We start from the raw sequence: 26,768 nt of genomic DNA on the forward strand, positions 1-26,768 counted from the left end.
GAACTAAACAGGATAAAGCCGCATTGCGCCTCTATCAAAAGTAATAAGGGCTAGCAACTTGCTAGCCCAGAAACACGCCTTGAGGCTTAACCCATACGGTAGTTAGGCGCCTCTTTGGTGATCTGCACGTCATGTACGTGAGACTCACCCATACCCGCAGAAGTCACACGTACAAACTGCGGCTTAGTATTTAATTCAGTGATGGTTGCACAACCTGTTAGACCCATTGCACTGCGAATACCACCGATTTGCTGATGGATAATCGTTGCGATTGGTCCTTTGTATGCTACGCGACCTTCGATACCTTCAGGTACTAGTTTGTCAGCAGCATCGCTCTTCTGGAAGTAACGGTCAGACGAACCTTCTTTTTGATTCATCGCACCAAGAGAACCCATACCACGGTAAGACTTGTAGTAACGGCCTTGGTATAGTTCAACTTCACCAGGAGACTCTTCAGTACCCGCTAGCATAGACCCCACCATTACACATGCAGCACCAGCAACTAGCGCTTTTACGATATCACCAGAGAAACGGATACCGCCGTCGGCAATCACTGGAATATCACGACCTTTTAGGCCTTCTACTGCATCAGAGATAGCAGTAATTTGTGGTACACCACAACCAGTCACGATACGAGTAGTACAGATAGAACCTGGGCCAATACCCACTTTAACGGCATCTGCACCAGCATCAGCCAATGCAATTGCACCTTCTGAAGTTGCGACGTTACCAGCAACGATTTGTAGCTCTGGATAAGTTTCGCGCGTGGCTTTAACGCGGTCAATAACACCTTGAGAATGGCCGTGAGAAGTATCGATTAGTAGTACATCAACACCCGCTTCAACCAAAGCAGCAATACGCTCATCAGTGCCAGCACCAACACCAACAGCAGCACCAACACGAAGACGGCCTTGCTCATCTTTACACGCGTTTGGTTTATCTTGCGCTTTTTGGTAATCCTTAACGGTGATCATGCCTTTTAGTGCAAATGCGTCATCAACCACTAAGATTTTTTCGATACGGTGTTCGTGCATGAGGCCAAGGATCTCTTCACGAGATGCGCCTTCTTTTACTGTCACTAAGTCATCTTTCTTAGTCATTACCGTTGAAACTGCTTTTTCTAGCTTAGTTTCGAAACGCATATCACGGCTAGTCACGATGCCTTCAAGTTGGTTGTTTGCACCAACAACCGGGAAACCTGAAAACCCTTTGTCCTGTGCAAGCTCCATTGCTTCTGCAATCGTAAGATCAGAAGTAACCGTCACAGGGAAAGAGATAATACCCGCTTCATACGTCTTAACTTTACGCACGTTGCGAGCTTGCTCTTCGATAGTCATGTTTTTGTGGATAAAACCAATACCACCTTCTTGTGCCAGAGCGATCGCTAAGCGCGCTTCTGTCACTGTATCCATTGAAGCGGAAACAAGCGGTAAGTTTAATTCAATCCCACGAGTCAAACGCGTTTTCAGGTTTGCTGTGTGAGGAAGAACAGTTGAATGAGCTGGTACTAAAAGTACGTCGTCAAAGGTAAGGGCTTCTTTTGCAATTCTTAGCATGTTCGCGGCTTCTCTCAAGTGAACTGAGTATAAGGAATTGCGTGCGAATTTTATCAGCGTTCCTTATGGGAGTAAATAAAATTTAGCAAAAAATGTGATAAAGTGACTGTGAATTTTTTATGGAGGCCAACATGGGATACCCCAATAATAATAAAACCTATTCTGTATCAAGACTTAACAGAGAAATACGCTCGCTCTTAGAGCAAGGTTTTGCCTCTGTACAACTCACCGGAGAAATTTCAAACTTTGTTGCTCCGGCCTCAGGGCATTGGTATTTTTCTCTAAAAGATGACAAAGCACAGATAAAAGCGGCCATGTGGCGAGGTAATAATCGATACTGTAACCACCGCCCTGCCAACGGTCAGCAGGTAATGGTACAAGCTAGAGTGTCAGTGTATGAACCGCGAGGCGACTATCAATTGATAGTCGAGCAAATGGTCCCAGCTGGTGAAGGCTTGCTCAAGCAACAGTTTGACGCCCTTAAAATGCAGCTGGCCGCAGAAGGCCTGTTTTCGGCTAGTCACAAAAAGCCTTTGCCAAGTGTCATTAATCGCGTGGGGGTCGTCACCTCAGCGACTGGCGCTGCCATCAAGGATATTTTGACTGTACTCAAACGTCGTGCCCCACAGTTACAAGTTGTAATTTACCCAGCTCTAGTGCAAGGCGATGAAGCCAAGCAGCAGATTTGCAAACAAATCGCTCAGGCGAATGCTAGACGCGAGGTAGACGTATTGATCGTTGGCAGAGGTGGCGGCTCATTAGAAGACTTATGGAGCTTTAACGAGGAGCCCGTCGCAAGGGCCATTTTTGCCAGCTCAATTCCGGTGATAAGCGCAGTCGGCCATGAAATAGATACTACCATTTCCGACTATGTTGCAGATGTAAGAGCACCAACCCCATCGGCGGCTGCCGAATTAGTGAGCCCAGACTCAGAAGCGCTAAAACAGCGTACTTCACAGTTGCTACAATATCTCAATCAGGCTTTTAAACGTCGCCTTGAAGGTGCATCACAGCGATTAGCAAACTTTGAAGCCCGACTGCAGCTACAACACCCTAAGAATCAACTTATGCAGCAAACACAGCGAGTTGATGAATTGGAGCAGCGATTAATTCGTGCCCAAGCCCATCACTTACGTCAAAAGCAATCGCAATTCCATCTGTTGCAGCATAGATTTGATCGATTACATCCAGAGCAAAGGATCGCCCAGTTCAAGCAATTAGTCGCACAACTCAGTGATAAGTTGCAGTATGCAATGGAGCAAAAGCTTAATACACAAAGACATCAACTCGCGGTATCAAGCGCAAAACTAGACAGTGTCAGCCCACTGGCGGTATTAGCTCGGGGCTATAGTATTGCCAAGCAGGAAGATAACGTGATTAAGTCAGTGGCGGATGTCGACCCAGAAAAGCCGATAATTACGCAACTGGCTGATGGGGAGGTGGTGTCTATGGTCAAAGCAACCCAGTAAGCGGACATAAAAATGGGGAAGTGATTTCCCCATTTTTAATCTAATAACCTACAACATCGCAGAAGTGATAGACTCATTTTCGAGCCTATCATCGTCTTCTAGGAAGTTTTGGTTCATACTCTCTGCAGGACATGGGCATGATGGCTTACCAACCACCTTAGCAGGGATCCCCACTACCGTAGTGTGCGGTGCTACAGGGCTGAGTACAACAGAACCAGCCCCAATTCGAGCGCCCTCTCCTACTTCAATGTTGCCAAGTACTTTGGCACCAGCACCAATCAATACACCGGCGCGGATTTTCGGGTGACGGTCACCCTGCTCGTTACCCGTACCACCAAGTGTGACTGATTGCAGAATAGAAACATTATCTTCAATAACCGCTGTTTCACCAATGACTATACCAGTCGCATGGTCAAACATAATACCATGACCGACTTTACAAGCAGGATGGATGTCAACACCGAATACTTCAGAGGTTCTGCTCTGTATAAAGCGAGCCAGCTCTTTTCTGTCTTGACGCCATAAGCAGTATGCCAATCGATGTGCTTGGATTGCATGAAAACCTTTCAGATTTAAAATTACGTTGAGATAACTATCGGCAGCTGGGTCACGATCTTTAACAGCTTTTATATCATGTGCAACATGAGTCAGCATAGTATCGCAGTGCACAAAGGCCTGATCAAACAGCTCGCGGATTGTAAATGCTGACACCACAGCATCCGCCAACTTATTTGCAACGATAAAGCTTAATGCAGAACCAAGACACTCGTGATTTAAAATACTCGAGTAAACGTGACTAGCAAGCAATGGTTCGCGAGCAACCAACTCATTGGCTTCTTCGCGTAACTTATTCCAAATCTCATGTCTCATGTGACGAACTTCCGATAATACTGATACTTCTCATAGTGTAACGCTTAGAGTCATTGAGTGTCATGTATTATAAAAAATCAGGCTTCAAACACTTGGTTATATCTAATAACCAACCAACATATTTTAGCCTGGTTTTAAATACCCTCAGCTGGACCAAAGATTCTTACAATTTAGCACTGTCGAACTGAGTAGATCTTCGTATAATAACGCCCCATTGAATACTACCAACGCGGGATCGCTAATATGTCGATAAAGATCAAGACAACGGATACCAACAAACCAAATGGCACAGGGCTTGCGCGGATAATCAAAGCAACGCATTGCTCGGCGAAAGGAATGAAAGCGGCTTATAAAGAAGAGTCGGCATTTAGACAAGAAACGTGGTTACTGGTGGCAAGTCTTCCTTTATCAATCATATTGGCGCAAAGTATTGCTCAGTGGGCCTTATTGGTCGGTAGTGTACTGTTGATATTAGTCATAGAACTTATCAACTCGGCAATCGAAGCGCTGACAGATCGAGTGAGTACCGAGCATCACTTACTATCTGGTCGTGCAAAAGATATGGCATCAGCGGCCGTTACGCTGACATTATTAATTAGCTCGTTAATTTGGATAGCTGCCGCAGTGGAGTGGTTCAACACCATAACCTAAAATTACGCGTGGTTTTGATACAAAAAAATGGCGGCTAAATTTTTAGCCGCCATTTTTTATTAAGCTGAATAATCGTTATTCAAACACTTTTTCTACATCCAACGTTTTAATATTCTTACTTGGAATATTTAGCGGGTATGTAGCAATTTCAGCATCTTCTGCCAGCAATACATCAGGCTTTTTCGTGTTATAAGTCATAGGAGATGGCTGCTCAGCACTTAGGCGCTTCGCCATATCTTTTGCATCACCAGTGATAAACACATAGTGAATATCTTCGGTCTGCAAGTTCTCTTTGATAACGCGATTGATATCTTCAACAGACAGCGACGCTAGCTGCTTTGTCACATAGGCAACAAACTCATCGGTGTTGTAGAACTGGCTATCAAGTGCATAACCTAGCTGTCTATCTTGGCTCGCCACCATTTGCGGCACAAAGTTGATTAAGAAGTTACGTGTTGCTTCAAAGTCTGCTTGGCTCATCCCTTCTTTGATCAGCTTATCGAGTTCAAACAATGCAGTACGCGTTGCAAAATGGGCATCGTTATTAGAACGAAGTGGGCGTAACCACACTTGGAAAATTTGCTCACTACGACCTAAGTTTGCATCCGGCTTAGTTTGGAACATACCACGAGGGAAGTATTCGATATATGCATAATCACCATAGTTCATACCACGTACCTGACGGATACGCTGGTACAAGTGGCTGTTTGAACTGCGGTGCTCACCAAAGTATGAACGCACTAACCAAAGCGCAGCCCAGTCTTTGCTGCTACGAACCGTGTCGATTGGGAAACCAAAAGACACCGCTGTTGATTTTGCATTCTTTTCTACGATGGTTGCGTGATGGCCAGACAGTTTAGGGGCATCAGGCACTTGTAAACGCGCTTCTTCGCCTTTAGGTAAAGCCGCAAGATCGTTAAACATCGTTTCTTTTAGCTGTTTATCGAGTGCACCTGTGATACCCACGTTAAGTTTAGCTTGAGTAAATTGCTGAGCGTAAAAAGCCTTAACGTCATCCAGTGTGATTGCTTCTAAGTCTGATAAATCACCAAAGTTATAGCTTTCGTATGGGTGGCCTTTGTACAGCTCGTGATAAAGCACTTCTTTACCTAGTTCTTCATCATTTGACGCTTTCAAACCAGCCTTAATGCCGTCGATTAGCTCTTTTTTCAGACGTTTAAAATCATCTTCTCTGAACCCTGGGCTCAAAAGCTGCTGACTCACAATGCCATACCATTGATCAGCGTTATCTTTATGAATACGACCACGTAAAGAAATCATTTCTTTATCGATTTGATAACCGAAGCTACCAGCAATAGGATACAGCGCCTTTTGAATTTCTTTGTATGATTGCGACTCACTTCCACCATTGGCAATCATAGCCGCAGTAAGCGCAGCAAGACCTTTTTTACCTGCAGGATCTGCGGCAGCACCTGTGTAAAAAAGAAAGTTCACATCCACCAGCGGTGAATTATTGGTCTTGTCTAATACGTTGAAATGACGCGTTACTGGCTTGTCCATTTTTGCCACTAACTTGTCTAAGTTAACTTCCTTATCAAAACCAGGCACAGACTCAAGTGCAGACATAGTCACCGTTGTGCGGCTGCTGTCCACAAAGTATTTATTGGCAATATCACGAATGTCTTTCGCAGTGACTTTATCTGCACTTGCATAAAGCGCATTCACCACTTCAGGGTCACGCTCAAAATGCATGTAGCTTGCGAGTGTCGAAGCAATAGATTGTGATGAGTCAAGGCCGTTAATAAAGCTGTACTTTAGGTTTGATTTAAGTGCAGCAAGTTTATTTTCATCTACCAGCTCTGTGCGTGCTTTTGCGTAAGTGTTATTGATTGCATCACGCACTGTCGCCAGATCTTTTTCATCTTCAACTTTAACGAAAACATGCAGAAGACCAGGGTCTTTGGTTTCAGGGTTGTAGGTAAACATTTGGCTTGCAAGCTGTTTGTCTACCACCAGCTCTTGATATAACTCAGAGTTTTGAGAGAAGTATAACTGCGAGATCAAATCAAGCGCAGCTCGGTCTTTTTTCGCAGGCTCCCATGCAGTGCCTTTATATGAAACAAGCAACCAGTGACCAGGTAAGCCATCATATTTTTCATGGACGTAACGTGCTTTCTCTTGTTTAGGCTCAACTGGAATATCAGCTTGATAATCACCCTTTTTCCAATTACCCCAGTGCTTTTTCACCATAGCCATGGTTTCTTTTGGATCTACGTCACCCACAATGACAAGCGATACGTATTCTGGCTTGTAAAAACGTTCAAAGAAGGTTTTACCATAGGCCATTTGATCTGGCATTGCTTCGATGTCTTCAAAAAAGCCCATCGTTGTGTGTTTATAGGTATGTTTATCAAATGCTTCTTTTCTTACCGCAGAAAGCAGTTTTCGAACTGGGCTGGCATTATTTTTAAGGTATTCACCTTTCACGGTTAGTGCTTCAGTACGAAACTGTTCTTCACTGTAAGTCAGGTTCTGAAAGATATCCGCTTCGATTTCTAATACTTTATCTAAATGCTGCTTCGAGAAATTTAGGTGGTAGTTCGTGTAGTCATTGGTCGTGTAAGCGCGATTATCAACACCTGAATTTTTCAAAATGTCCGAATAAACGTCTTGTGGATACTTTTCTGAGCCTTTGAACATCATATGCTCAAAGAAATGAGCGAAGCCGGTTTTACCCGCTTCGACTTCATTACGCGAACCAACAGAAACCGGGATCTGTAGCGATACCACATCAGGATAGTTAGTTTTAACTACCATGACGCGAAGGCCATTTTCTAGCTCTTCCAAAACATAATCTTGGGCGAATACTTTATTGGATTGGGCAGCTTGAGTACTTTCAGCTGACTGTTGGGCTTGGTCTGAATTCGTCGCTGCGCAGCCACTAAGCGCTAAGCTTACGGCAAAGCTGGTTGCTAGTAATTTGAATTTCATGAATTTGGTCCTAATCATATTTTTTATTCTAAGTAAGTCGTGTTCACTTACGTTAGTAAACCTCCTGATTATGCCCCAAAGCCATACTAATTCGCTAATTTCCAAGGTGATTTACCATCCTAATGTGTAAACAAATATGAAATTTTGGTTTGAGCACTTGAGATAAATTCATAATTATTGAAATTCTTTCATTAAAAAAATCTATCTAGACGTCTAAATGGCTGCTATATTAGTAAAGAGATACAGAAATGCTTTTGTGGAATGAGGATTATGGCTTTAACGCTTCAAGAGAAAATCATTGACCCTAACCAAGGGGTATATTTAATTGGTACCACACCACCTAAGATTGGCACCGACCCAGAGCAGCTAAAATCAATTGCCGCTAAGCTTTTGGGCCGTTTACATGAGATTGAATACGACGGCGTGATCATCTATGACATTCAAGATGAAAGCAGCCGTACTCAAGTACCACGTCCATTCCCTTTTAAGCACACCGTTGATCCGTGTGAATATAGTCAGTTGATCCGCGAATTATCACACCTTGATGTAATTACGTATAAAAGTGTGGCACAGCGCGATAGTGAAGCTTTTGGCGATTGGTTAAGCAGCACAAAACAGCAATATGGGTTAAACAATCTAGTATTAGTGGGCAATCCGTCTTCACAAGGCGATATTAAGTTGCCGCTTTCTGAAGCCTATAAGGTATTGAAGCATCATCAAGATGACTTTTTCTTAGGTGGTGTAACTATCGCAGAGCGCCACGCCAGTAAGCGTAATGAACACGAAAGATTAATTGATAAAACAGAGCAAGGCTGCCAATTCTTTGTTTCCCAAGCAGTGTATGACGCTCAAGCAACCATAGATCTTATTACGAGCTATGCTCGCACCTGTAAACAGCAAGGGCAAACACCAAAACGCATTATTCTTACCTTTACTCCATGTGGTGGAGAAAAAACCTTGCAGTTTATGGAGTGGCTGGGGATTTCAGTACCAGAAGCAACCAAATGGCGCATGTTAGATGCAGACAATACACTAAGTGAGTCAATTCGTATTTGTAGAGAAAATCTAGATCAAATCTTAAAAAGCTGCTCACATCTAGATATTTCTCTTGGCTTAAATATTGAGAGCTTAACAAACCGTAAAGAAGAAATAGATGCATCTATAAACCTTTATCGACTGTTGAAGGCGACCATGGAATTATGCCTTGCGGAAAAGCAAATTGCTTAATGCAGTCTAAGCCAGCTTCATCAAGCTGGCTTTTCTGTTAACCTTGCTGAATTATCCAAAGCCCAGATTAACTTAGGCTCAAGAAAGCGATTAATCCCACCCCAAGTAGCAAGCGGTAAATGACAAATGGCATCATGCCCATGCGCTCTATGATTTTCAGGAAAAAGAAGATACAGGCATAAGCTGAGATAAACGACAGTGCTGCACCACTTAATAACGCATTCCAATCAACCACTTCATCGCCGGTAGCAAGCTCTAAACTGTAATACAATCCCATCATCGAAATGACTGGAATAGACATTAAAAACGAAAAGCGCGCCGCACTTTTCTTATCAAGCCCGAGTAATAAACCTGCGGTGATGGTAATACCTGAACGCGATGTGCCGGGAATAACAGCGGTAATTTGCGCAAGCCCCAGTATCAATGCGCTTTTCCAGTTTAAGGCAAATTCGTCTTTGATTTGTTTCGCTTTCACGTCGGCATACCAAAGCAGTAAACCAAATACTATCGTCGATGTTGCAATCACCCAAGCACTACGTAAATAAACTTCTACGATATCCTTAAGCAGTGGAGCTAAGATCACGAATGGAATAGTGGCAACCACAATACACCAAGTCAGCCGGCTTTCTTTCGAGTGCGTACCTGAGAATGATTTGAACCATCCTGCCAATAGGCTGACAATGTCTTGTCGAAAATAAATAACGACAGCCAGCAAAGTACCAACATGAACAGCAACATCAAAGGCAAGACCCTGATCTTGCCAACCTAGTACCTGTGAAGGTAGCAGTAAGTGGGCAGAACTCGAAATAGGTAAAAATTCAGTGAGACCTTGAATAATTGCAAGGACGACAATCTCAATAAAGCTCATTGCTTGGGAAACTCCACTTTCCATAATTTTTGAGTTGGGTTGTGATACTCCTGCCATAACTGAGCAATGCTTTTACCCTCAACAGGATGGATAAAATCAGGAGCTAGTTCAGCTAATGGCTGAAGCACGAAGGCATTTTTGGTTATTTCATCCCGAGGCAACTGAGCGGGTGATGAACAAATAAGGTGGTCATAAAAGAGAATATCGAGATCTAAAGTGCGTGGACTAAACTTCTTTTCACTACAGCGACGACCATGATCGTATTCTATCGACTTGAGCAGTTTATACACTTCGTCTAAAGACAGCTGTGTTTGTGCCGCAAAGACCGAGTTATAGAAATTATTCCCAGCAAACCCGACGGCTTCACTCTCAAAAACACTCGAATGTTGAAAATCCGGAAAGTGTTCTATCAATACGCTCAAGCCACTCAGCAAGTTTTTTTCTTTTTCTATGTTTGAGCCGAGACTGATAAAAATTTGTGCCATGATAATTCTACTTCTTACGCACAATTTCTACACCAACCGTTTGTGCTTGTGGCACGGCAGCAGGTTTACTCACTTTTATAAGCACTTGTTGTACATTAAATTCATTTAGGATCATTGCGGCAAGCTGTTCAACTAACGTTTCTAATAGCTCAACTGGTTTTGCTTGGGTATGCGCAATAATACGCTCACTCACTTTAGCATAATCAACCGCCAAACTAATATCGTCATGGCGAGCGGCAGCGCTAATATCGGTCAACATCTCAACATCAAAGTAAAGGCTTTGTTTACTTTCTTTTTCAAAGTCGTACACTCCTATTATGGCTTCGACGTGTAGCTGTGAGATATAGACTTTATCCATGTAAACTCCAAACATGTTTATCGCTGTAATTCACCCGCATTTTCTAATCGCAATTCGCGATCTGTGCAGGACTTAAGACCGCCGATCATAGCCCAAAACAACGCAATAAAAAATAAGGAAGACAGTGTTAATCAGTTTAATGTGCGTATGTGCTTATTTATTGGGATCGATTTCCTCAGCGATTCTGGTTTGTCGGTTATTCAATCTACCAGATCCACGCTTTAATGGTTCTAATAATCCAGGCGCAACCAATGTATTAAGATTGGGAGGAAAGATCCCAGCTGCGCTGGTGCTCGTCTTCGATATTTTAAAGGGAACCATCCCGGTGTGGGGAGCCTACTTTCTGAAAATAGAACCTGTGTGGTTAGGTGCAATAGCCGTAAGCGCATGCCTTGGTCACATTTATCCTATTTTCTTCCACTTTAACGGTGGTAAAGCGGTAGCAACGGCATTTGGTGCGCTATTACCCATCGGCTTGTCATTGGGTGGGCTATTGATTAGTACGTGGCTCGTGGTGCTAGCGCTAACACGCTATTCTTCACTCGCAGCGATTGTCGCAGTCGCAGCAGCTCCACTTTACACATGGTGGATAAAACCGCTTTATACGGTGCCGGTAAGCTTTTTAACTGTGGTGATTATTATTCGTCATAGGGCAAATATTAAAAGGCTCTTGAGTGGTAAAGAGCCCAAGGTGGGGAAAAAGTCTAAAGACTAGGGCCTGTTTACCTTTCAAGTTTGTTTTTGCAGCAGTTTGATTGGTATTTGTACAAGGCAGAGCCTGCGTAGCATAGTTATTCTATGTGAGTCAGGCGAGAACACAGTAGAAATGCTAATCAAGCGCTGCCCTTTGGGTTCACCTGAGTGCGCTTTGTTCATTGTTGCTCAACTTTTGCCTAGATTACTAGGCGGCAAGTCGAGCGTCGCGACCAAAACACACTCAGGAGAACAAAAATCAAACAGCAAAGATCAACAGACCCTAGACTTTTTCTAGACTATCCAGCGGCCAACGTGGCTTAGTCTTCATATCAAGTGGCGCATGCTGACCTGCTTTTAGGCGCTGCATTCCTGCATAAGCTATCATCGCCCCATTGTCTGTACAAAATTCAGTGCGCGGATAATAAACTCGCCCTTTCATACCAAGCATCATGCGCTCAAGCTTTTGCCTAAGTTCTGTATTGGCGCTGACGCCACCTGCAATCACAAGGCTTTTAATGCCTGTTTCTTTCAGTGCCCGCTTGCACTTAATCGCTAGTGTTTCTACGACCGCAGTTTGAAAGGCATGAGCGATATCTGCTTTCGTTTGCTCATCATCGCCTTCATTACGGATCGTGTTTGCCGCTGCGGTTTTTAATCCACTGAAACTAAAATCCAGACCTGGTCTGTCTGTCATCGGTTTTGGAAAAGTAAATCGCCCTGCTTGACCCTGTGTCGCCATTTTCGCAAGCATTGGGCCGCCAGGGTAATCAAGGCCGAGTAGCTTTGCGGTTTTATCAAATGCTTCACCAGCAGCATCATCCACTGACTCACCAAGTACCTCATACTCACCGATACCTGAGACTTTGACCATCATGGTATGACCACCAGAGACTAGCAGCGCGACGAATGGGAACTCTGGTTTATCGTCTTCAAGCATAGGGGCAAGCAAATGGCCTTCCATATGATGTACGGCAACGGCTGGGATCCCCCAACCAAATGCTAACGAGCGACCAATTGAGGTGCCAACTAACAAAGCACCGACCAAACCCGGCCCTGCGGTATAAGCAATGCCATCAAGGTCTTCAGGACCGCAACCCGCTTGCGCGAAAGCAGCTTCAATAAGAGGGATCGTTTTGCGTACATGATCACGAGAAGCAAGTTCAGGCACTACCCCACCATAATCGGCGTGTACTTTTACCTGAGAATATAATTGATGTGCCAACAGCCCTTGCTCATCATCATAAATAGCAATACCCGTCTCATCACATGAGGATTCTATACCCAAAATACGCAAGTTACTTTCTCCAAACTCTTTACTGCAGCCGCTGATTATACGAAATCAACTACTCAAGTTCCAAACCAATATTTGTTTGGCCGTCAGCTAGTGCCAAGGCCTTTAGCGACTTCACCGAGTCGCTGCTAATACGCCCCATATTTTCCACATGTTCGATAAGCTCAGCGAGGATTTCAATTTCATACTGCATCTGCGGGTGTTCACGCACTAACTCATTCGTTGGAGATATATCTTCCGCCATCAACATAAACTCGATGTATTTAGCTACCGTTGCCTGAGAAATTTTGGCAACGCTTACAAACTCATGTTCATCTTTTGTCATTAGGCCTTGCAACATGCCTAACAGAGCTGTCGCTACATCGATTGCGGGATAGGTACCAAACATATCGAACTCACTGAGCTCAGGTACATTTGGTTCAACCTTTTCAACCAGCTTTTCTAAGCTAATTTTGCTCTTTGGCAGTAATATTTTCTCCCAGATTAAATTCAGCGCATTTCTGAGAACTTGCTCGTCGCCAAAACCCGTAGCCTCACTAAATAATGAATAATTTGGCAACATACGCTCAATAATAGCAGCACCTAAGACTGCCTTTTGAAGATAATTTAACTCTCTAATTCTTTGAAAGTTATTTGCTTTGCTCATGCTTATTTCCACATTGCCAGCAATATTCAAACGCTGGTCCATTTAATTCTGCACAGTGGTTACATAGCCAATCCGACAGCTCGGCGGCACTGCGATGACGTGATTTGTTATAGTTTACCAATATTTCCTGAGCCTCGGGTAACTTTATTGCATAAACAAAGAGCTTGATGGCAGCTTGCTCTGCTGGAATTTCACCAATAGCACCTGACAAATGCTCACCTTGTAAGCGAACCTGAATATTCGCTTGTTCTAGTTGACCTTTGAGTAAATGCGCTTCAACAAAGCCGCTGATAGCGCACAATTGCACCCAATGAAAAGATTGTTCACTCATTGCATTATCTTCACTATTGAATTAGCACTCAATGTGCTCATTTGTTTCTTGATAAAATCATTCATTATCATCACACTTAAACATCAAGCTATTCCATTAAAATACGACTATGACTCTAACAACACCGGGCCTATTATTCCCAGCAATTTCTTTATTACTGCTCGCTTACACCAATCGCTTTTTGGTACTCGCACAATTGATCCGTGAATTAAACGCTCGAGAAGGCGACACCATAAGATCTTTGGTTAAAGCGCAAATCGAAAACTTAAGGAAACGAATTAGATTAATCAGACGAATGCAAGTATGGGGCGTAATTGCGTTTTTACTTTGTACGTCTTCAATGTTTGCCTTGTTCCTTGAAATATCCTTACTTGGCGTAACATTATTTGGTGCGAGTCTCTGTAGCCTAACCTTATCATTGCTACTTTCTCTTTATGAAATCCACATTTCTTGCGATGCAATCGAACTAGAATTGCAAAATATCGAGAAAAAACCTCAACAAGATTAGCGGCCTTGTTACTGCCGACTATACTAACGTTGAGTCAGCATAAAAAGAGGAGCAATCTGTGAGCGGATTTTTGTTCTCAGATGAAGTGCTAGAAAGCCCAATAAATCAAATGGCCGATACCTACTGGGATATTCTGGTTGTAGACGATGAAGAAGACATTCACCAAGTGACTAAGCTGGTGTTGTCCGGCTTTAAGTTTGAGAATAAAGCATTGAGATTTCATCATGCCTACTCAGCACAAGAAGCAAAAGTCATCTTGGACACGGAGCAGAATATTTCTGTAGGCCTTATTGATGTCGTGATGGAAAGTAATCATGCAGGGCTTGATTTAGTGCGATATATCCGTGATGACTTAGAAAACTTTGATATTCGCCTTGTGCTGCGCACAGGGCAGCCAGGTGAAGCACCGGAAGAATCGGTTATTCGCGATTACGATATTAATGACTATAAGAACAAAACCGAGCTCACTGCCGTCAAGTTAAAAACGCTGCTCTATTCTGCTTTACGCGCTCACCGGGATATTCAAACCATCGAAAAGCACAAAATGGGACTCGAACGCATTATTGATGCATCTTCGAATTTTTTAAAGTGTAGCAATATTCAGGATTTTGCATCAACTATATTATCCCATGTATCCGCTGTAATGGGATTATCAGATTCGGAAATATACTGTGCAGCAGCAGTAAATCATCAAGCTAATGAGCCCACAAAATTTAAGTTACTAGCAGCCTCTGGTGCAGGCGTAGAGCCAAGTAATGTAACTTTGCCAGAGAATGTACAAAATTTATTTATAGAAACGCACAACAAAAAATCATCTATGAAGACCCGCAATGAATATATCGGCTACTTCCCTTCCCGAGAAGGCAGTGAAACGATGATTTATGTGAGTAAGGATAGCGATCTTCATAGCATGGATTTCCAGCTACTTGAATTTTTTGCAAACAATATAGCGCTAGCCTACGACAACTTAAAGTTGCGTGAAACCGTCAAAGACTCTCAAAAAGAGCTTTCTTATATTTTGGGTGAAGCCGTCGAAAAACGCTCGAAAGAAACAGGCTCCCACGTAAAACGCGTGGCACATTATAGTATGCTTTTAGCCCAGCTTTATGGACTTTCTCACTACCATGCAGAAATCATCAAACTCGCCTCTCCGCTCCATGATATTGGCAAAATCAGTATTCCAGATCAAATCCTGAATAAACCCGGAAAACTCACTGATGAAGAATGGATAATTATGCAAACTCACGCACAGCAAGGGTTTGAAATCTTAAAAAATTCAACAAATGAGATTCTGCAATGTGGTGCATTAATTGCGCATCAACATCACGAAAAGTGGGATGGCTCTGGGTATCCAAACGGCTTGAAAGCTGAGCAAATAAACATTGTCGGGAGGATCACAGCACTGGCGGATGTCTTTGATGCACTGGGCAGCGAGCGTTGTTATAAGCCCGCTTGGCCGCTGGAAAAGATAATTGAATTACTCAATAAAGAAAGAGGAAAACAATTTGACCCCAAATTAGTTGACCTTTTTCTAAATAATCTGGAACAATTTATTGAGATACGTGACAGGTATCCTGACTAACTTTGTAATCAGAATGTAAAAACTTCACTTTCTTTTTCTCGTTTTGTGTATTACTATTGGGAAAAGACGTAGTAAATGTGTTTTAGTTGAAATTAAAAGGAATTTCACATGAGATTTGAACAACTCGAGCAGTTCGTAGCATTAGGTAATTTAAGACATTTTAGACAAGCCGCAGAACAAACCCAGATCAGTACTTCAGCGCTTACCCGAAGCATCCAAACCCTTGAAGATGAAATAGGTTGTGAACTCGTTAAACGTTCAACGCGTTCAGTAAAATTAACTGAGCAAGGTGAACTGTTCTTAAAGTATTGTAAAACGACGCTATCAGAACTCGACCTAACCAAGAAAACCATCAAGCAAAGTTTGTTTGGTCGCGATAACCAGAAGTTAATTATTGGTTATACAACACAAGCAAGTAGCATTGTGCCAGTTTCTTGCGGTCAGTTTTTAGCTCAGTATCCTAATGTAAAAATCGAGATGCAGTTACAAGATGAGTTGGAGCTTACTCGCAAGCTGCAACTTGGTGAAATTGATATTAGCGTATATTTACAAAGCGCAAATAGCATAGTGAGCGATATTCACCTACCCGATCAGCTAGTTTTGTTTGTTTCTAGAAACCACCCTCTAGCAAACCAAGACAGCATTAGAAAAGCTGAATTAACGCAATATCCTATGTATGGGTGCTTTTCCCAATCAAAGCAAGTTCAAGGTATGCTTAATGAAGCCGTTGATTCGCTAAACAAATCAACCAGCGTTAAAATTGGTAATATTGAGCAAGTAATTGATGGCTTAAAGAATAGCAACAGTTTCGCAATTGCTAGCATTGAGCATTCCAAAACCATCGCACAAGATCCTAACTTAGTTTTCTTAAAAACCAATAAGGCATTGGATAGAGAGCAATTGATTGTACAAACCAATCATCAAATTGGTTCAAATGCACATATAAATCACTTGCTTGAGCTAATCGAAGATGCAGCATCTTCATCTAGCAAAAAAACAGTAACTTATTAGTTGCAAAAAAACGGGCAAATAATCTGTATTACTTGCCCGTTTTTAATAACCGGCTTTAGAACGGTAAAAACCCCAACACGACCCCTACAAAAATCGCCAAGCCAACATAATTATTGTTTAAAAAAGCCCAAAAACATCTGTCTCTATCTCTATTGCGTATGGCATATTGTTGTTTAACAAGCAGCACAGAGGCTGCGAGTAAGCCACACCAAAAAGCGAGGTTTAAATCAAACGTTACACCAACTGCCGCCATCATCGCGATAAATGTGATGTTGAGCAATGCAATAATGTGGAGATCCCATTTTCCGAATAAAATCGCAGTAGACTTTACCCCAATCTTCAAATCATCATCCCTATCTACCATGGCGTACATGGTGTCATAAGCGACCGTCCAAATTAAATTCGCAGCAAACAACACCCAAGCAAGTACTGGCACATTCTGATTTACTGCCATAAAGGCCATCGGTATCGCCCAGCTAAAAGCAGCCCCAAGTACGATTTGAGGTAAGTTTGTATAACGCTTCATGAAAGGATAGACAGAAGCCAACACAAGTGCACCAAACGATAATGCAATAGTCTGCCAGTTTAAAAAAAGCACCAGAATAAAAGCTAGCGTTACCAAAATAGAAAATAGTCCTAGCGCTTCTTTACTCGTCACGGCCCCCCTTGCAAGCGGTCTTGTCGCCGTACGCTTTACAGCCCCATCAACCTTGCGATCGGCGAAATCGTTGATAACACAGCCCGCACTTCGCATTAGAAATACACCAAGTGCAAAAGTAACAATAAGCCAGATACTTGGAATACCTTCAGCTGCAAACCACAGTGACCAAAGTGTTGGCCACAATAATAGTAAAGTTCCGATTGGCTTATCTAATCGCATAAGTTGGCTGTAAGCCTGCCATTTCTGGTGTTCAATCATAAAAGCTTTCCGATATAAAGACTTCACAAACTAAAATCTTTGCTTTACCGTTTTTAAACCAGCTTCTTCTGGCAAATAAACGCTCTGGGACGACGCCAGTGATGGGTGCAATAAGTTCAATCAGCGCTGGATAGTCTGAAGTAGCTAAACGAAGATACTCAAGGGTTCCGCGCTGCCAATTTGAATCAGTAAACAGTAACTCACCTAACGGCGTCTCACCAATTGCATCCATTCCGACAGTACATGCGTCCTCATTGAGCCAACTTTGTCCAAATACAGCTGCTTTACCGTTACAATTTAGCGTTACTTCTCGGCACCAAACCTGTTCAGAAAGATCTGTACGTAACGCATCTGGAGCGCTCCTGAACTCATTAGCAAGCACAGTCACAGAAAATTTATCACAAGTTTCTTTCAATTTTGCGGTTAGAGATTGGGTCTCTAGTAAATAAGAAGAAAGTGCTGGCTCAACATCCACCAACTGTGTGCTCTTCAGCCAGGGGAGCTCTAAGGGTAATTGCAAAGGCAACGTTCTATTTCCGTTTTAAAAATCCGCGGTCATAATAGCAGAGCAGAGGCTTTCTAAAAAGTTTATGTTTGTGCTGAAGCCAACTGTAAAATCAACGCAATTATGTATAAACTAAGTAAAAAGTAACTTGCATTAGGATACCTGATAAAACATGAGACTGTTGGCTGTTGTACTCACTTTGTGCATTGCATTAACCGCGGCTTCCCCTGTAAAAGCGGATTCAACTATTGGGTATTTCGGGTTTGAGCCAGATATCATCACGAACTACATAGGCCAATCTAATAAAAAGCTTGGCTATGTCCGAGTCACCGTTGACCTAATGCTGAATGACGTTGCGAATATTGCCGTGGTTGAGCACCATACACCTTTACTAAGAGATGCAATTGTACAGATCCTGAGTAAAGAAAACGAAGAAACCATTAAGTCATTAACTGGCAGAGAAGAAATCAGAAAGCGCTGTGCTGAAAAGCTAAAGACATTGCTAAAAGAAGAAACTGGGCAGGAAATTGTTCGAGATGTGCTTTTTACCAAATATTTATATCACTAACCGAATCAACTCATACAAGAACTCGGAAGCGCTAGATTCCGAGTTCGAAGTAACTAGCTATTCTCTTTGAGTTGCCTGTTGATAGGCCAAAATACCGCAACCAACATACCTGATAGCAGTCCGAACAAATGTGCCCAGTTAGCCATGTTGATGAAAAACATATCCGTAAATCCAAACAGCATCCAAAGCAGCATAAAACCAATAACAGGCTTAGAGACCAAAGCGGCTCCGGCAGGATTTCGATGACCAATTACCCAGCAAAAGCCTAGTAGTCCGTAGACCACGCCACTTAGTCCACCAAAATTAGCGTCAACAAATAGGTACTGCATAAAATTACTGGTTAAGCCGGTTACAAAGTAGATGCAAACTAACGCCCAGAGCCCTAGTTTCTCTGAAATTTGCGCGCCAAGGTGTAACCACCAGCTTAAATTAAAAATCAAATGTATGGCGCTAAAATGTATCAGTGTAGGCGCTATCCAAGTCCAAGGTTTATCTAGGGAGAAACGTAGCGCAGAAAAGATGCCATTAGCGTCACCAAATAACATGGCGACAAAAATAATAATACTGACACCAAAAACGCCCTGTAATAACCAGTTCAATCCCAAAAAGCGCTTTACTAAGTTTAAGTTTTGGCCTTGGTAGCTAAATAACCCCTGTGTACTTCCGGTTTGCCAAGAAGCCGCTTGATATAGTTCAGCCTCAGGTTGCTCCAAAAACGTTTGCCAAAGACGCATAGCAAGCGCTTCATCACCACGCTCTAGCCAAACTTCAACTTGTTGCCCATCGTGACTTTGCAAAACACAATAAACCCCTTGCGTCTTAAAATAATCGACCGCACCTTGTGCTAGTCGTGCATTGTGATAATGGGCTATTAACTTCACTTTTCAATCTCGTTTGGCAATTCACTCGCCCACTGCGTAAAACCGCCATCCATACTGTAAACATCTTCAAAGCCTTGCTCAACTAGGTAGTTAGCAGCGCCTTGTGAGGAGATCCCGTGATAACACACCACAACAATAGGTTGGTCAAACTCTTTTTCCTGCATAAAATGCGCAAGATTAGCGTTAGATAAATGCTCAGCGCCTGGGATATGCCCTTGTGCAAAAGTATTTTCATCGCGGATGTCTGCTACCACTACATCATCATTGCCTAAAAGCGCTTGTGTGTCTGCTACTGAAATATGTTTAAAAGACATGTGTTACCCATTTAAAACTAAAAAATAAAAGACGGCTTAAGCCTTATCGACCTAGCCGTCTTTCTATTATAACTACTCATTCATGCACTAAGCAAAGTTGAGCATTAATCCCAATTCAGAATCACTTTACCTGATTGCCCTGAAATCATCGTATCAAAGCCAGTCTGGAAGTCATCAACATGGAACTGATGTGTAATGATTGGGTCAAGGTTTAAGCCTGACTGGATCAAACTTGCCATTTTGTACCAAGTTTCAAACATTTCACGGCCGTAAATCCCCTTGATCACTAGACCCTTGAAGATCACTTGGTTCCAATCCACCGCCATGTCAGAAGGAGGAATGCCCAGCATTGCAATCTTACCACCATGGTTCATGCTGTTTAACATGCCCTTAAATGCAGAAGGAACACCTGACATTTCAAGCCCAACATCGAACCCTTCTGTCATACCAAGATCTTTCATAACCGTTTCGAGGCTTTCGTTGGCAACATTTACTGCTCGCGTAGCACCCATTTTAGTGGCAAGTTCAAGGCGATATTCGTTTACATCTGTGATCACCACATGACGCGCACCGACGTGCTTCGCCACTGCCGCAGCCATAATACCAATTGGACCCGCACCTGTAATGAGGACGTCTTCACCAACTAAGTCAAACGACAATGCGGTGTGCACTGCATTACCGAATGGGTCGAAGATAGAAGCGAGTTCATCTGAAATGTTGTCAGGGATCTTAAACGCATTATAAGCAGGAATAACTAGGTATTCTGCAAATGAACCTTCGCGGTTAACGCCTACCCCAATGGTGTTACGACATAGGTGAACACGACCAGCACGACAATTACGACAATGACCACATGTGATATGACCTTCACCAGAGACTCGGTCGCCAATGCTAAAACCACGCACCTCTTGGCCCATATCGACCACTTCACCTACGTATTCGTGTCCCACAACCATTGGAGTTGGGATCGTGTTTTGTGCCCACTCATCCCATTTGTAGATGTGTACGTCGGTACCACAAATTGCTGTTTTACGGATTTTGATCAATAGATCGTTGTGCCCTACTTCCGGTTTTGGCACATCCGCCATCCAAATTCCTTCTTCAGCTTTCAACTTGGATAATGCTTTCATAGTATTCGCTCGTTAGCTGCACCGGCTTAATGCCGGTGGCAAAATTAAATGACGCCTAGGTCTTTACCAATACGGGTAAAGGCTTCGATTGCTTTGTCTAGCTGCTCAGTAGTATGCGCAGCTGAAATTTGTGTTCTGATCCTAGCTTGCCCTTTTGGCACGACAGGATAAGAGAAACCGATAACATAGATCCCTTCAGCTAGCAATCTGTCAGCCATTTCTGAGGCTACTTTGGCATCGCCTAACATAACCGGAATAATAGCGTGATCTTTACCCGCACAAGTAAAGCCGACGGCTTCCATCTTAGTACGGAAGTAGGCTGCGTTATCCCATAGTTTAGCACGTAGGGCATCGCCTTCTTTCATCATGTCTAGCACTTTTATTGAAGCTGTAACAATTGAAGGCGCTAGCGAGTTTGAGAATAAATAAGGACGTGAACGCTGACGTAACCACTCTACGATTTCTTTCTTACCAGAGGTATAACCGCCAGATGCACCGCCAAGTGCTTTACCAAGCGTTCCTGTAATAATATCCACTCGGTCTAATACACCACAGTATTCCGGTGTTCCTCGGCCATTTTCACCAACAAAACCCACCGCATGTGAATCATCAACCATCACTAAAGCGTCGTACTTATCCGCTAAGTCACAAACCGCTTTTAAGTTACAAATAACGCCATCCATTGAGAATACGCCATCGGTGGCGATAAGCTTGGTTTTCACACCAGCTTCATCAGCAGCAATTAACTGCTGCTCAAGATCAGCCATATCGTTGTTAGCATAGCGGAAACGCTTAGCTTTACATAAACGCACACCATCAATGATGGAAGCGTGATTTAATGAGTCCGAGATAATTGCATCTTCAGGGCCTAAGATAGTTTCGAATAAACCAGCATTGGCATCAAAGCATGAAGAGTAAAGGATAGTATCTTCCGTTTCTAAAAATTCACTGATCTTTGCTTCAAGCGTTTTGTGAATATCTTGCGTACCACAGATAAAGCGCACCGACGCGACACCAAAACCATGGTCATCAAGGCCGCCTTGCGCCGCTTTAATTAGCTCTGGGTGATTCGCCAAACCTAGATAGTTGTTTGCACAGAAGTTAATTACACTTTCGCCAGTCGATACTGCAATTTCAGCTTGCTGCTGAGAAGTGATAATACGCTCTTTTTTATATAATCCTTCAGCTTTTACTTCTTCAATTTGTTGCTGAAGCTGGCTGTAGAAGGCCGATGCTCTCATCTGGGAGTCTCCATTTTTTGCACGGTGATAGTAAGCTACGCATCGCCATAGGCGGTTGTCATTCTCACTATCAGAAGTTAACGCTTGGGCTTATTCTATATTAATTAGCTCAAGTTAATTGGAACGTACCAATTCAATCATACCTGGTACATCAAAAGATATCTTTATTTTAAAAGGTTCACACAATAAATGCACGATTTGCGACAACTGGCAGCAAACTTTATTTTACTCAGACAAACATAGTGCGGCTGGTACCTCCGCCAACGACGCACATACTTTATCCGCGAGCTGTTGTTGCTCTTGACTAAAACTCTGCCCAGACTCAACTAAAATGGCTGTTTTTACGCCAGCAGCGCGGGCGGCCTTGATGTCTGAGACTTTGTCACCAATCATAATACTATGCGTAGGATCCAAGTCATGCTCGGCTATCGCTTGCAGCAGCATCCCGGGTTCTGGTTTACGACAGTCACACTCTACTTTATATGGGCCTTGTGCCTTTTCAGGGTGGTGAGGACAAAAATAAACACCAGCGATGTCAACACCATGCGCCATAAACTGCGCGCACATCCACTCGCTTAACGCGTGAAATTGTGCTTCATCGTAGTAACCTCGGCCAATGCCCGACTGATTCGTCACGACCACAATTTTATAACCGGCTTTGCTAAATGCTTGGCAGGCACTGAATACCCCATCGATAAACTCAAAATCCGCGATTTTATGAACATAGGCGTGATCTTTATTAACAACGCCGTCTCTGTCTAAAAATACAGCCTTATGCATTGGTCACAATCCCCTGCTCTTTTATTACCCGCTCAAACATCGTAATAACAGCATCAACAGAAATTTGAGACATGAGTTCGCTACCTTTTACCCGTGTTCCCCAGGGTAATTGCTCAGCAGTTTTACCCTTTTGCGCAATGAGGTTTTGATGATAAACCTCAACTACATAGTCTTGATACAGGTACGGCCCTGTGCGAGTTGGGTTGGAGTGAGCATACAAACCGATCACCGGCGTTCCAACTGTCACAGCCATATGAGCAGGCCCAGTATCAGGTGCTAACACCAATTCGGCTTGCTCCAATACACAAAGTAGGGTTTTCAAATCAGTTTTTCCCACTAAGTTTAATAACTCAGCTTGGCTGTGTTGTTGAATTTCGGCTGCTAAGTTTTGCTCAAGTTCCGTTGGGCCACCCGTTATCACCACCTGAAACCCCAATGCAGCAGCATGATCTGCAACCCTCGCATAACGCTCAGGAAGCCAATTGCGCTCGGCTTTACTTGCCGCAGGCGATATCACAAAAACCTTGCCTTCAGGTAATAGCGATTTTGCCGCAGCTCGATGAGCTGCCGTCACTGGCATCTGCCATGTTGGCTCACCGCACTCAGCACCAATTGCACGGGCAAAGTTTTGGAAACCTTCGAGCACATGTGGCGACTGTTGAGGTGCGATCCGCTTATTAATAAACAAACTGTGTAACTCTTTAGAGCGCCCTTTATCAAAGCCTATTTTTTGCTTTGCAGGAATAACTCGCGCAACAAGGTTGGCTCTTAACGCAACCTGCATATGTAGTAATACGTCAAACTTTTGCCCTTTGAACTTTGCCTTTAACGCCTTGAGCGCGGCTTTACCCTGCTTTTTGTCAAATACGACGAGCTCAACACCGGGTAGGTCAGCCAGCAACATGGCTTCCACTTTACCTATCACCCACGTTATTTTCGCTTGCGGATGTGCGCGTTGGATCGCCTGTACAGCACTCACTGCATGGCACACGTCGCCAATCGCAGAAAGTCGCAAAATACAAATAGAGGTCAAGGATTTGCTCAAAACAATAGTTCTCATGGAAAGTAACAAGCGCTTGATCTTAAATTAATCAAACAAGTTTGCAAGTTTCACTGAGGGTGAAAAATCGTTAGAATGCCACAATTGACTCTTAAGAATCCTATATTGTGCAAATCACCAAACAGCCGCATAGCTATTTACTAACGCCTTCAACTCTAGATTATGATGTTTCAGAAGAAATGTTTGACCCTGAATATTGGCAGAAAAATAATGCGATTGTCGGCTCGAAAGAAGGCCGAGCAACGGCGTGGTTCGTGCGGTTTAATCAAGGCATAGCGGTACTCAAGCACTATTATCGTGGTGGCTTAATCGGCAAGCTGTTGAGTGATCAATATATTTTTACCAAACTAGAAAATACTCGCGTATATCAAGAGTTTGCTTTGCTAGAGCAACTACAACTACAAGGTTTACCAGTCCCAACACCACTTGGCGCAAGAATATCGCTTCATTTTGGTATTTATCGTGCAGATATTTTGACCGAAGCGGTGTCTGATGCCACCAGTGTTTGCGAAATTTTGCAAGCAAGAACGCTTAGTACAAATGAACTGGAAAGTATCGGCCACACCATTGCTCAGTTTCACCAAGCCGGTGCCTATCACGATGATTTGAACATCAACAATATTTTGTTTGATGCCAACGGCAAAGTATTTCTAATTGATTTTGATAAGGGCAAAATCATGCAGCCAAACTCAAGTTGGCAGCACGCAAACATGGAGCGTTTGCAACGTTCATTTAAAAAAGAGGCCGACAAATGGCCGACCTTTTATTTTGATGAAAATCAATGGCAAGTATTGATGCAAGCCTATCACAGCGCACGTTAACTTTTTTGTAGCTGTGCCTTTTTAATCACATTGGAAGTCGAGCAGCCATCCAAAAATGCTAACACCTCGACTTTTCCACCTTGATTAAGCACATGCTCTGCACCTGCAATCTCTTCCACTTTATAGTCACCACCTTTGACCAAAATGTCAGGGCTGACCATTTCTATCAGCTTAGCTGGTGTATCATTTTCTTCAATACTGCCAAACGGAATAACCCAATCCACAGAAGCGAGTGCAGATAACACCATTGCCCGCTCTTTCAATGGATTGATTGGACGTTCAGGCCCTTTAAGACGCGAGATTGATTCATCATTATTTAACCCAACGACGAGTCTATCTCCCATCGCTTTAGCTTGCGCTAAATAACGCACATGGCCTGCATGGAGAATATCAAAGCAGCCGTTGGTAAACACAATGGTTTCGCCGTTTTGCTTGGCAAAAGTAATGTGCTTAAGCACTTCTTCAAACGGCGTTTGGTAGTGCTCGCCCGTTTCTCTAAGATACTGACCCAGTTTGCGACTCAACTCTTCCGGTGACACCGTTGCAGCACCTAACTTACTCACGGCAATGCCTGCGGCAATATTTGCAACCTCCACCGCGTCTTTAGCAGACATTCCTGCGCCTAACATCGTCGTCAGTGTGGCGATCACGGTATCGCCAGCTCCCGTAACGTCACTTACTTCCTGTACTTGAGCTGGGAAATCAAACTTTTCAGTATTGGTTATCAAAGACATACCTTGCTCGGAGCGCGTCAGCAACATAGCGCCGATCCCTGACGTTTTCAGGAGCTCGCGCGCACTAGAGGTGAGTGCCTCTTCGCTGCTTGTATCTCCACCTGCGAGTTTAAATTCGTTTAAGTTAGGCGTGATAAAATCAGCACCTTGATAAAGGCTCAAGTCACTATTTTTGGGATCAATAAGTACCGTTTTACCAGCAGCTTTAGCCACCGCAATCATATCTGAAATGGCGCATAAAGCGCCTTTGTTGTAGTCGCTAAACAACACAAAGTCATACTTATCAACTTCTTGCTTTAGACGCTCAAGCAGTAGTTGACTGTGAGATAACTGAAAGGGTTCTTCTAAATCGAGTCGGACTACTTGCTGATGACGGCTGATCACACGCATTTTTGCGATAGTCGGCAGCTCAACGACGTTAACTAGGCTAGATTCAATGTTTTCTTTGGTAAGAATAGCCTCAAGCGTTTTGCCATTGTCATCTTCGCCAATAAGCCCAAGCAAACCCACTTTACCATCTAGGTGAGCGATGTTTTTGGCAACGTTCGCCGCACCACCAGCTTTGTCTTCCAACGCGCTGACTTTAACCACAGGTACTGGAGCCTCAGGAGAAATGCGCCCGGTATCTCCATGCCAGTACCTATCCAACATCACATCGCCAACCACCAATACCTTGGCTTGATTTAGCTGTTGAAGCGCCGCTAACTTCATGCCTCTTGCTCCGCCGCAACGAGCATATCGACCGCTTCGCATAGCCAGTGACCAATAAACATATGCGCTTCTTGAATACGCGCTGTCTCGTCGTTTGCGATAATAATCGGTAATTTAGCAATATCCTTAACTTTGCCACCAGTTCTGCCAGTCAATGCCACGGTAAACGCGCCAATTTCATTCGCGGCTTGAAGTGCCAAATTGATATTAGGGCTCGTACCTGATGTGGTTAAACCAATCACCATATCTTCCGGTTTACAAAGTGCCTGAACTTGACGTTCAAATACGGAGTCAAAGTGATAGTCATTGCTGTGCGCGGTCAAAATTGAGGTGTCGGTAGTCAGTGCAATCGAAGCCAAAGGACCACGCTCTAATTTGTAACGCACCACAAATTCTGCAGCTAGGTGCTGCGCATCTGCCGCGCTGCCACCATTACCAAACCAAATGACCTTACCACCTGCTGCTAATGTACTTTGGCATGCTTCAAGTAGCTCAACACATTCTTGGTGATAGTTTGCCATTGTTTCAAAAACATCAACATGGCGCTGTAAGCTTGCGAAGTAGCTTTGTGCTACTTGTTCATTCAATGACATATTTGTTCCT

General features: G+C 43.4%; 28 protein-coding genes. 9 read left to right on the forward strand and 19 right to left on the reverse strand.

The annotated features are described in order from the left end of the window. Positions 1-86: 86 nt before the first annotated feature. Entirely contained in the window at positions 87-1,556 is a 1,470-nt protein-coding gene (gene guaB, locus GSF13_RS20805; RefSeq protein ID WP_174169755.1) for an IMP dehydrogenase, read from the reverse strand. Positions 1,557-1,687: 131 nt separating this feature from the next. On the opposite strand from guaB, the gene xseA reads away from it, so the two are divergent. Then, the gene (gene xseA / locus GSF13_RS20810) at positions 1,688-3,025 is read left to right on the forward strand and encodes an exodeoxyribonuclease VII large subunit (protein ID WP_174169754.1); all 1,338 of its coding nucleotides are present in this window, start codon (positions 1,688-1,690) and stop codon (positions 3,023-3,025) included. A gap of 48 nt (positions 3,026-3,073) precedes the next feature. Here the strand turns inward: xseA and cysE are convergent, their stop codons facing one another. After that, positions 3,074-3,895 (reverse strand): serine O-acetyltransferase, encoded by an 822-nt coding sequence (gene cysE, locus GSF13_RS20815; RefSeq protein ID WP_010607638.1) that lies wholly within the window; start codon positions 3,893-3,895, stop codon positions 3,074-3,076. Between the two features lie 243 nt (positions 3,896-4,138). Between cysE and GSF13_RS20820 the strand changes: the two genes are divergently transcribed. Beyond that, complete coding sequence (locus GSF13_RS20820; protein WP_010374636.1) at positions 4,139-4,546, forward strand: diacylglycerol kinase; 408 nt, start codon at positions 4,139-4,141, stop codon at positions 4,544-4,546. Between the two features lie 75 nt (positions 4,547-4,621). Here GSF13_RS20820 and GSF13_RS20825 read toward each other — a convergent pair whose 3' ends face one another. Then, positions 4,622-7,498 carry a pitrilysin family protein gene (locus tag GSF13_RS20825; RefSeq protein WP_206472120.1) on the reverse strand — a complete coding sequence of 959 codons (2,877 nt, stop codon included), beginning with the start codon at positions 7,496-7,498 and terminating at the stop codon, positions 4,622-4,624. Between the two features lie 270 nt (positions 7,499-7,768). Here GSF13_RS20825 and GSF13_RS20830 point away from each other — a divergent pair, with 270 nt between their 5' ends. After that, the gene (locus GSF13_RS20830; protein WP_174169752.1) at positions 7,769-8,725 is read left to right on the forward strand and encodes a methylenetetrahydrofolate reductase; all 957 of its coding nucleotides are present in this window, start codon (positions 7,769-7,771) and stop codon (positions 8,723-8,725) included. 67 nt (positions 8,726-8,792) lie between these two features. Here the strand turns inward: GSF13_RS20830 and GSF13_RS20835 are convergent, their stop codons facing one another. The 3 genes from GSF13_RS20835 to folB are packed head-to-tail and all read right to left on the reverse strand — an operon-like array spanning position 8,793 to position 10,436. After that, the gene (locus GSF13_RS20835) at positions 8,793-9,593 is read right to left on the reverse strand and encodes an undecaprenyl-diphosphate phosphatase (protein ID WP_010607635.1); all 801 of its coding nucleotides are present in this window, start codon (positions 9,591-9,593) and stop codon (positions 8,793-8,795) included. Further along, positions 9,590-10,078, reverse strand: a complete 489-nt coding sequence (gene folK, locus GSF13_RS20840; protein WP_095729838.1) for a 2-amino-4-hydroxy-6-hydroxymethyldihydropteridine diphosphokinase — start codon at positions 10,076-10,078, stop codon at positions 9,590-9,592. The genes GSF13_RS20835 and folK overlap by 4 nt, the downstream gene beginning before the upstream one ends. Positions 10,079-10,085: 7 nt before the next feature. After that, a complete protein-coding gene (gene folB / locus GSF13_RS20845) occupies positions 10,086-10,436 on the reverse strand; it encodes a dihydroneopterin aldolase (RefSeq protein WP_010607633.1) in 351 nt (116 codons plus the stop codon). A 124-nt stretch (positions 10,437-10,560) separates the two neighbouring features. On the opposite strand from folB, the gene plsY reads away from it, so the two are divergent. Beyond that, entirely contained in the window at positions 10,561-11,151 is a 591-nt protein-coding gene (gene plsY / locus GSF13_RS20850; RefSeq protein WP_029215929.1) for a glycerol-3-phosphate 1-O-acyltransferase PlsY, read from the forward strand. A 261-nt stretch (positions 11,152-11,412) separates the two neighbouring features. On the opposite strand, the gene tsaD is transcribed toward plsY, so the two are convergent. The 3 genes from tsaD to GSF13_RS20865 are packed head-to-tail and all read right to left on the reverse strand — an operon-like array spanning position 11,413 to position 13,400. Next, complete coding sequence (tsaD, locus tag GSF13_RS20855; protein ID WP_010607631.1) at positions 11,413-12,426, reverse strand: tRNA (adenosine(37)-N6)-threonylcarbamoyltransferase complex transferase subunit TsaD; 1,014 nt, start codon at positions 12,424-12,426, stop codon at positions 11,413-11,415. Between the two features lie 49 nt (positions 12,427-12,475). Continuing rightward, positions 12,476-13,069 carry a YjaG family protein gene (locus GSF13_RS20860; RefSeq protein WP_010607630.1) on the reverse strand — a complete coding sequence of 198 codons (594 nt, stop codon included), beginning with the start codon at positions 13,067-13,069 and terminating at the stop codon, positions 12,476-12,478. Beyond that, positions 13,053-13,400 carry a DUF2007 domain-containing protein gene (locus tag GSF13_RS20865; protein WP_010607629.1) on the reverse strand — a complete coding sequence of 116 codons (348 nt, stop codon included), beginning with the start codon at positions 13,398-13,400 and terminating at the stop codon, positions 13,053-13,055. The genes GSF13_RS20860 and GSF13_RS20865 overlap by 17 nt, the downstream gene beginning before the upstream one ends. Before the next feature lie 109 nt (positions 13,401-13,509). Here GSF13_RS20865 and GSF13_RS20870 point away from each other — a divergent pair, with 109 nt between their 5' ends. The 3 genes from GSF13_RS20870 to GSF13_RS20880 all read left to right on the forward strand — a co-directional run bounded on the left by GSF13_RS20870 (position 13,510) and on the right by GSF13_RS20880 (position 16,501). Continuing rightward, entirely contained in the window at positions 13,510-13,908 is a 399-nt protein-coding gene (locus GSF13_RS20870) for a DUF2721 domain-containing protein (protein WP_010374626.1), read from the forward strand. 58 nt (positions 13,909-13,966) lie between these two features. Beyond that, positions 13,967-15,490: a DUF3369 domain-containing protein gene (locus GSF13_RS20875; RefSeq protein ID WP_010607628.1), complete on the forward strand. Its 1,524-nt coding sequence runs from the start codon at positions 13,967-13,969 to the stop codon at positions 15,488-15,490. Positions 15,491-15,598: 108 nt separating this feature from the next. Then, positions 15,599-16,501 carry a LysR family transcriptional regulator gene (locus GSF13_RS20880; protein WP_010607627.1) on the forward strand — a complete coding sequence of 301 codons (903 nt, stop codon included), beginning with the start codon at positions 15,599-15,601 and terminating at the stop codon, positions 16,499-16,501. A gap of 55 nt (positions 16,502-16,556) precedes the next feature. Here GSF13_RS20880 and ubiA read toward each other — a convergent pair whose 3' ends face one another. Both ubiA and GSF13_RS20890 read right to left on the reverse strand, forming a co-directional pair. Continuing rightward, positions 16,557-17,420 (reverse strand): 4-hydroxybenzoate octaprenyltransferase, encoded by an 864-nt coding sequence (gene ubiA / locus GSF13_RS20885; protein ID WP_010607626.1) that lies wholly within the window; start codon positions 17,418-17,420, stop codon positions 16,557-16,559. Then, on the reverse strand, positions 17,413-17,940 hold the full coding sequence (locus tag GSF13_RS20890) for a chorismate lyase (protein WP_249122722.1): 528 nt from the start codon (positions 17,938-17,940) through the stop codon (positions 17,413-17,415). Before GSF13_RS20890 ends, ubiA begins: the two co-directional genes overlap by 8 nt. A 157-nt stretch (positions 17,941-18,097) precedes the next feature. Between GSF13_RS20890 and GSF13_RS20895 the strand changes: the two genes are divergently transcribed. Beyond that, positions 18,098-18,493: a flagellar basal body-associated protein FliL gene (locus tag GSF13_RS20895; RefSeq protein WP_010607624.1), complete on the forward strand. Its 396-nt coding sequence runs from the start codon at positions 18,098-18,100 to the stop codon at positions 18,491-18,493. Between the two features lie 53 nt (positions 18,494-18,546). Here GSF13_RS20895 and glpG read toward each other — a convergent pair whose 3' ends face one another. The 6 genes from glpG to GSF13_RS20925 form a co-directional block, all read right to left on the reverse strand. Next, positions 18,547-19,374 (reverse strand): rhomboid family intramembrane serine protease GlpG, encoded by an 828-nt coding sequence (gene glpG, locus GSF13_RS20900; RefSeq protein ID WP_010607623.1) that lies wholly within the window; start codon positions 19,372-19,374, stop codon positions 18,547-18,549. Further along, positions 19,371-19,688, reverse strand: coding sequence for a thiosulfate sulfurtransferase GlpE (glpE, locus tag GSF13_RS20905; protein ID WP_010374619.1), 318 nt, complete (start codon positions 19,686-19,688; stop codon positions 19,371-19,373). The genes glpG and glpE overlap by 4 nt, the downstream gene beginning before the upstream one ends. Positions 19,689-19,792: 104 nt before the next feature. After that, positions 19,793-20,818, reverse strand: coding sequence for an L-threonine 3-dehydrogenase (gene tdh / locus GSF13_RS20910; protein ID WP_010607622.1), 1,026 nt, complete (start codon positions 20,816-20,818; stop codon positions 19,793-19,795). Positions 20,819-20,862: 44 nt separating this feature from the next. Next, positions 20,863-22,059: a glycine C-acetyltransferase gene (locus tag GSF13_RS20915; protein ID WP_010374617.1), complete on the reverse strand. Its 1,197-nt coding sequence runs from the start codon at positions 22,057-22,059 to the stop codon at positions 20,863-20,865. A gap of 225 nt (positions 22,060-22,284) precedes the next feature. Next, complete coding sequence (gene gmhB, locus GSF13_RS20920) at positions 22,285-22,839, reverse strand: D-glycero-beta-D-manno-heptose 1,7-bisphosphate 7-phosphatase (RefSeq protein ID WP_010607621.1); 555 nt, start codon at positions 22,837-22,839, stop codon at positions 22,285-22,287. Further along, a complete protein-coding gene (locus tag GSF13_RS20925; protein ID WP_211866983.1) occupies positions 22,832-23,899 on the reverse strand; it encodes a glycosyltransferase family 9 protein in 1,068 nt (355 codons plus the stop codon). The genes gmhB and GSF13_RS20925 overlap by 8 nt, the downstream gene beginning before the upstream one ends. 107 nt (positions 23,900-24,006) lie before the next feature. Between GSF13_RS20925 and GSF13_RS20930 the strand changes: the two genes are divergently transcribed. Next, complete coding sequence (locus GSF13_RS20930; RefSeq protein WP_211866985.1) at positions 24,007-24,720, forward strand: 3-deoxy-D-manno-octulosonic acid kinase; 714 nt, start codon at positions 24,007-24,009, stop codon at positions 24,718-24,720. Here the strand turns inward: GSF13_RS20930 and hldE are convergent. Beyond that, a complete protein-coding gene (hldE, locus tag GSF13_RS20935) occupies positions 24,717-26,165 on the reverse strand; it encodes a bifunctional D-glycero-beta-D-manno-heptose-7-phosphate kinase/D-glycero-beta-D-manno-heptose 1-phosphate adenylyltransferase HldE (RefSeq protein ID WP_010607618.1) in 1,449 nt (482 codons plus the stop codon). The two genes, GSF13_RS20930 and hldE, sit on opposite strands and share 4 nt — an antisense overlap. Beyond that, positions 26,162-26,758, reverse strand: a complete 597-nt coding sequence (locus GSF13_RS20940; RefSeq protein ID WP_010374612.1) for an SIS domain-containing protein — start codon at positions 26,756-26,758, stop codon at positions 26,162-26,164. The genes hldE and GSF13_RS20940 overlap by 4 nt, the downstream gene beginning before the upstream one ends. Positions 26,759-26,768: the final 10 nt, after the last annotated feature.

This window comes from Pseudoalteromonas sp. M8, assembly GCF_018141365.1.
GTDB lineage: Bacteria > Pseudomonadota > Gammaproteobacteria > Enterobacterales > Alteromonadaceae > Pseudoalteromonas.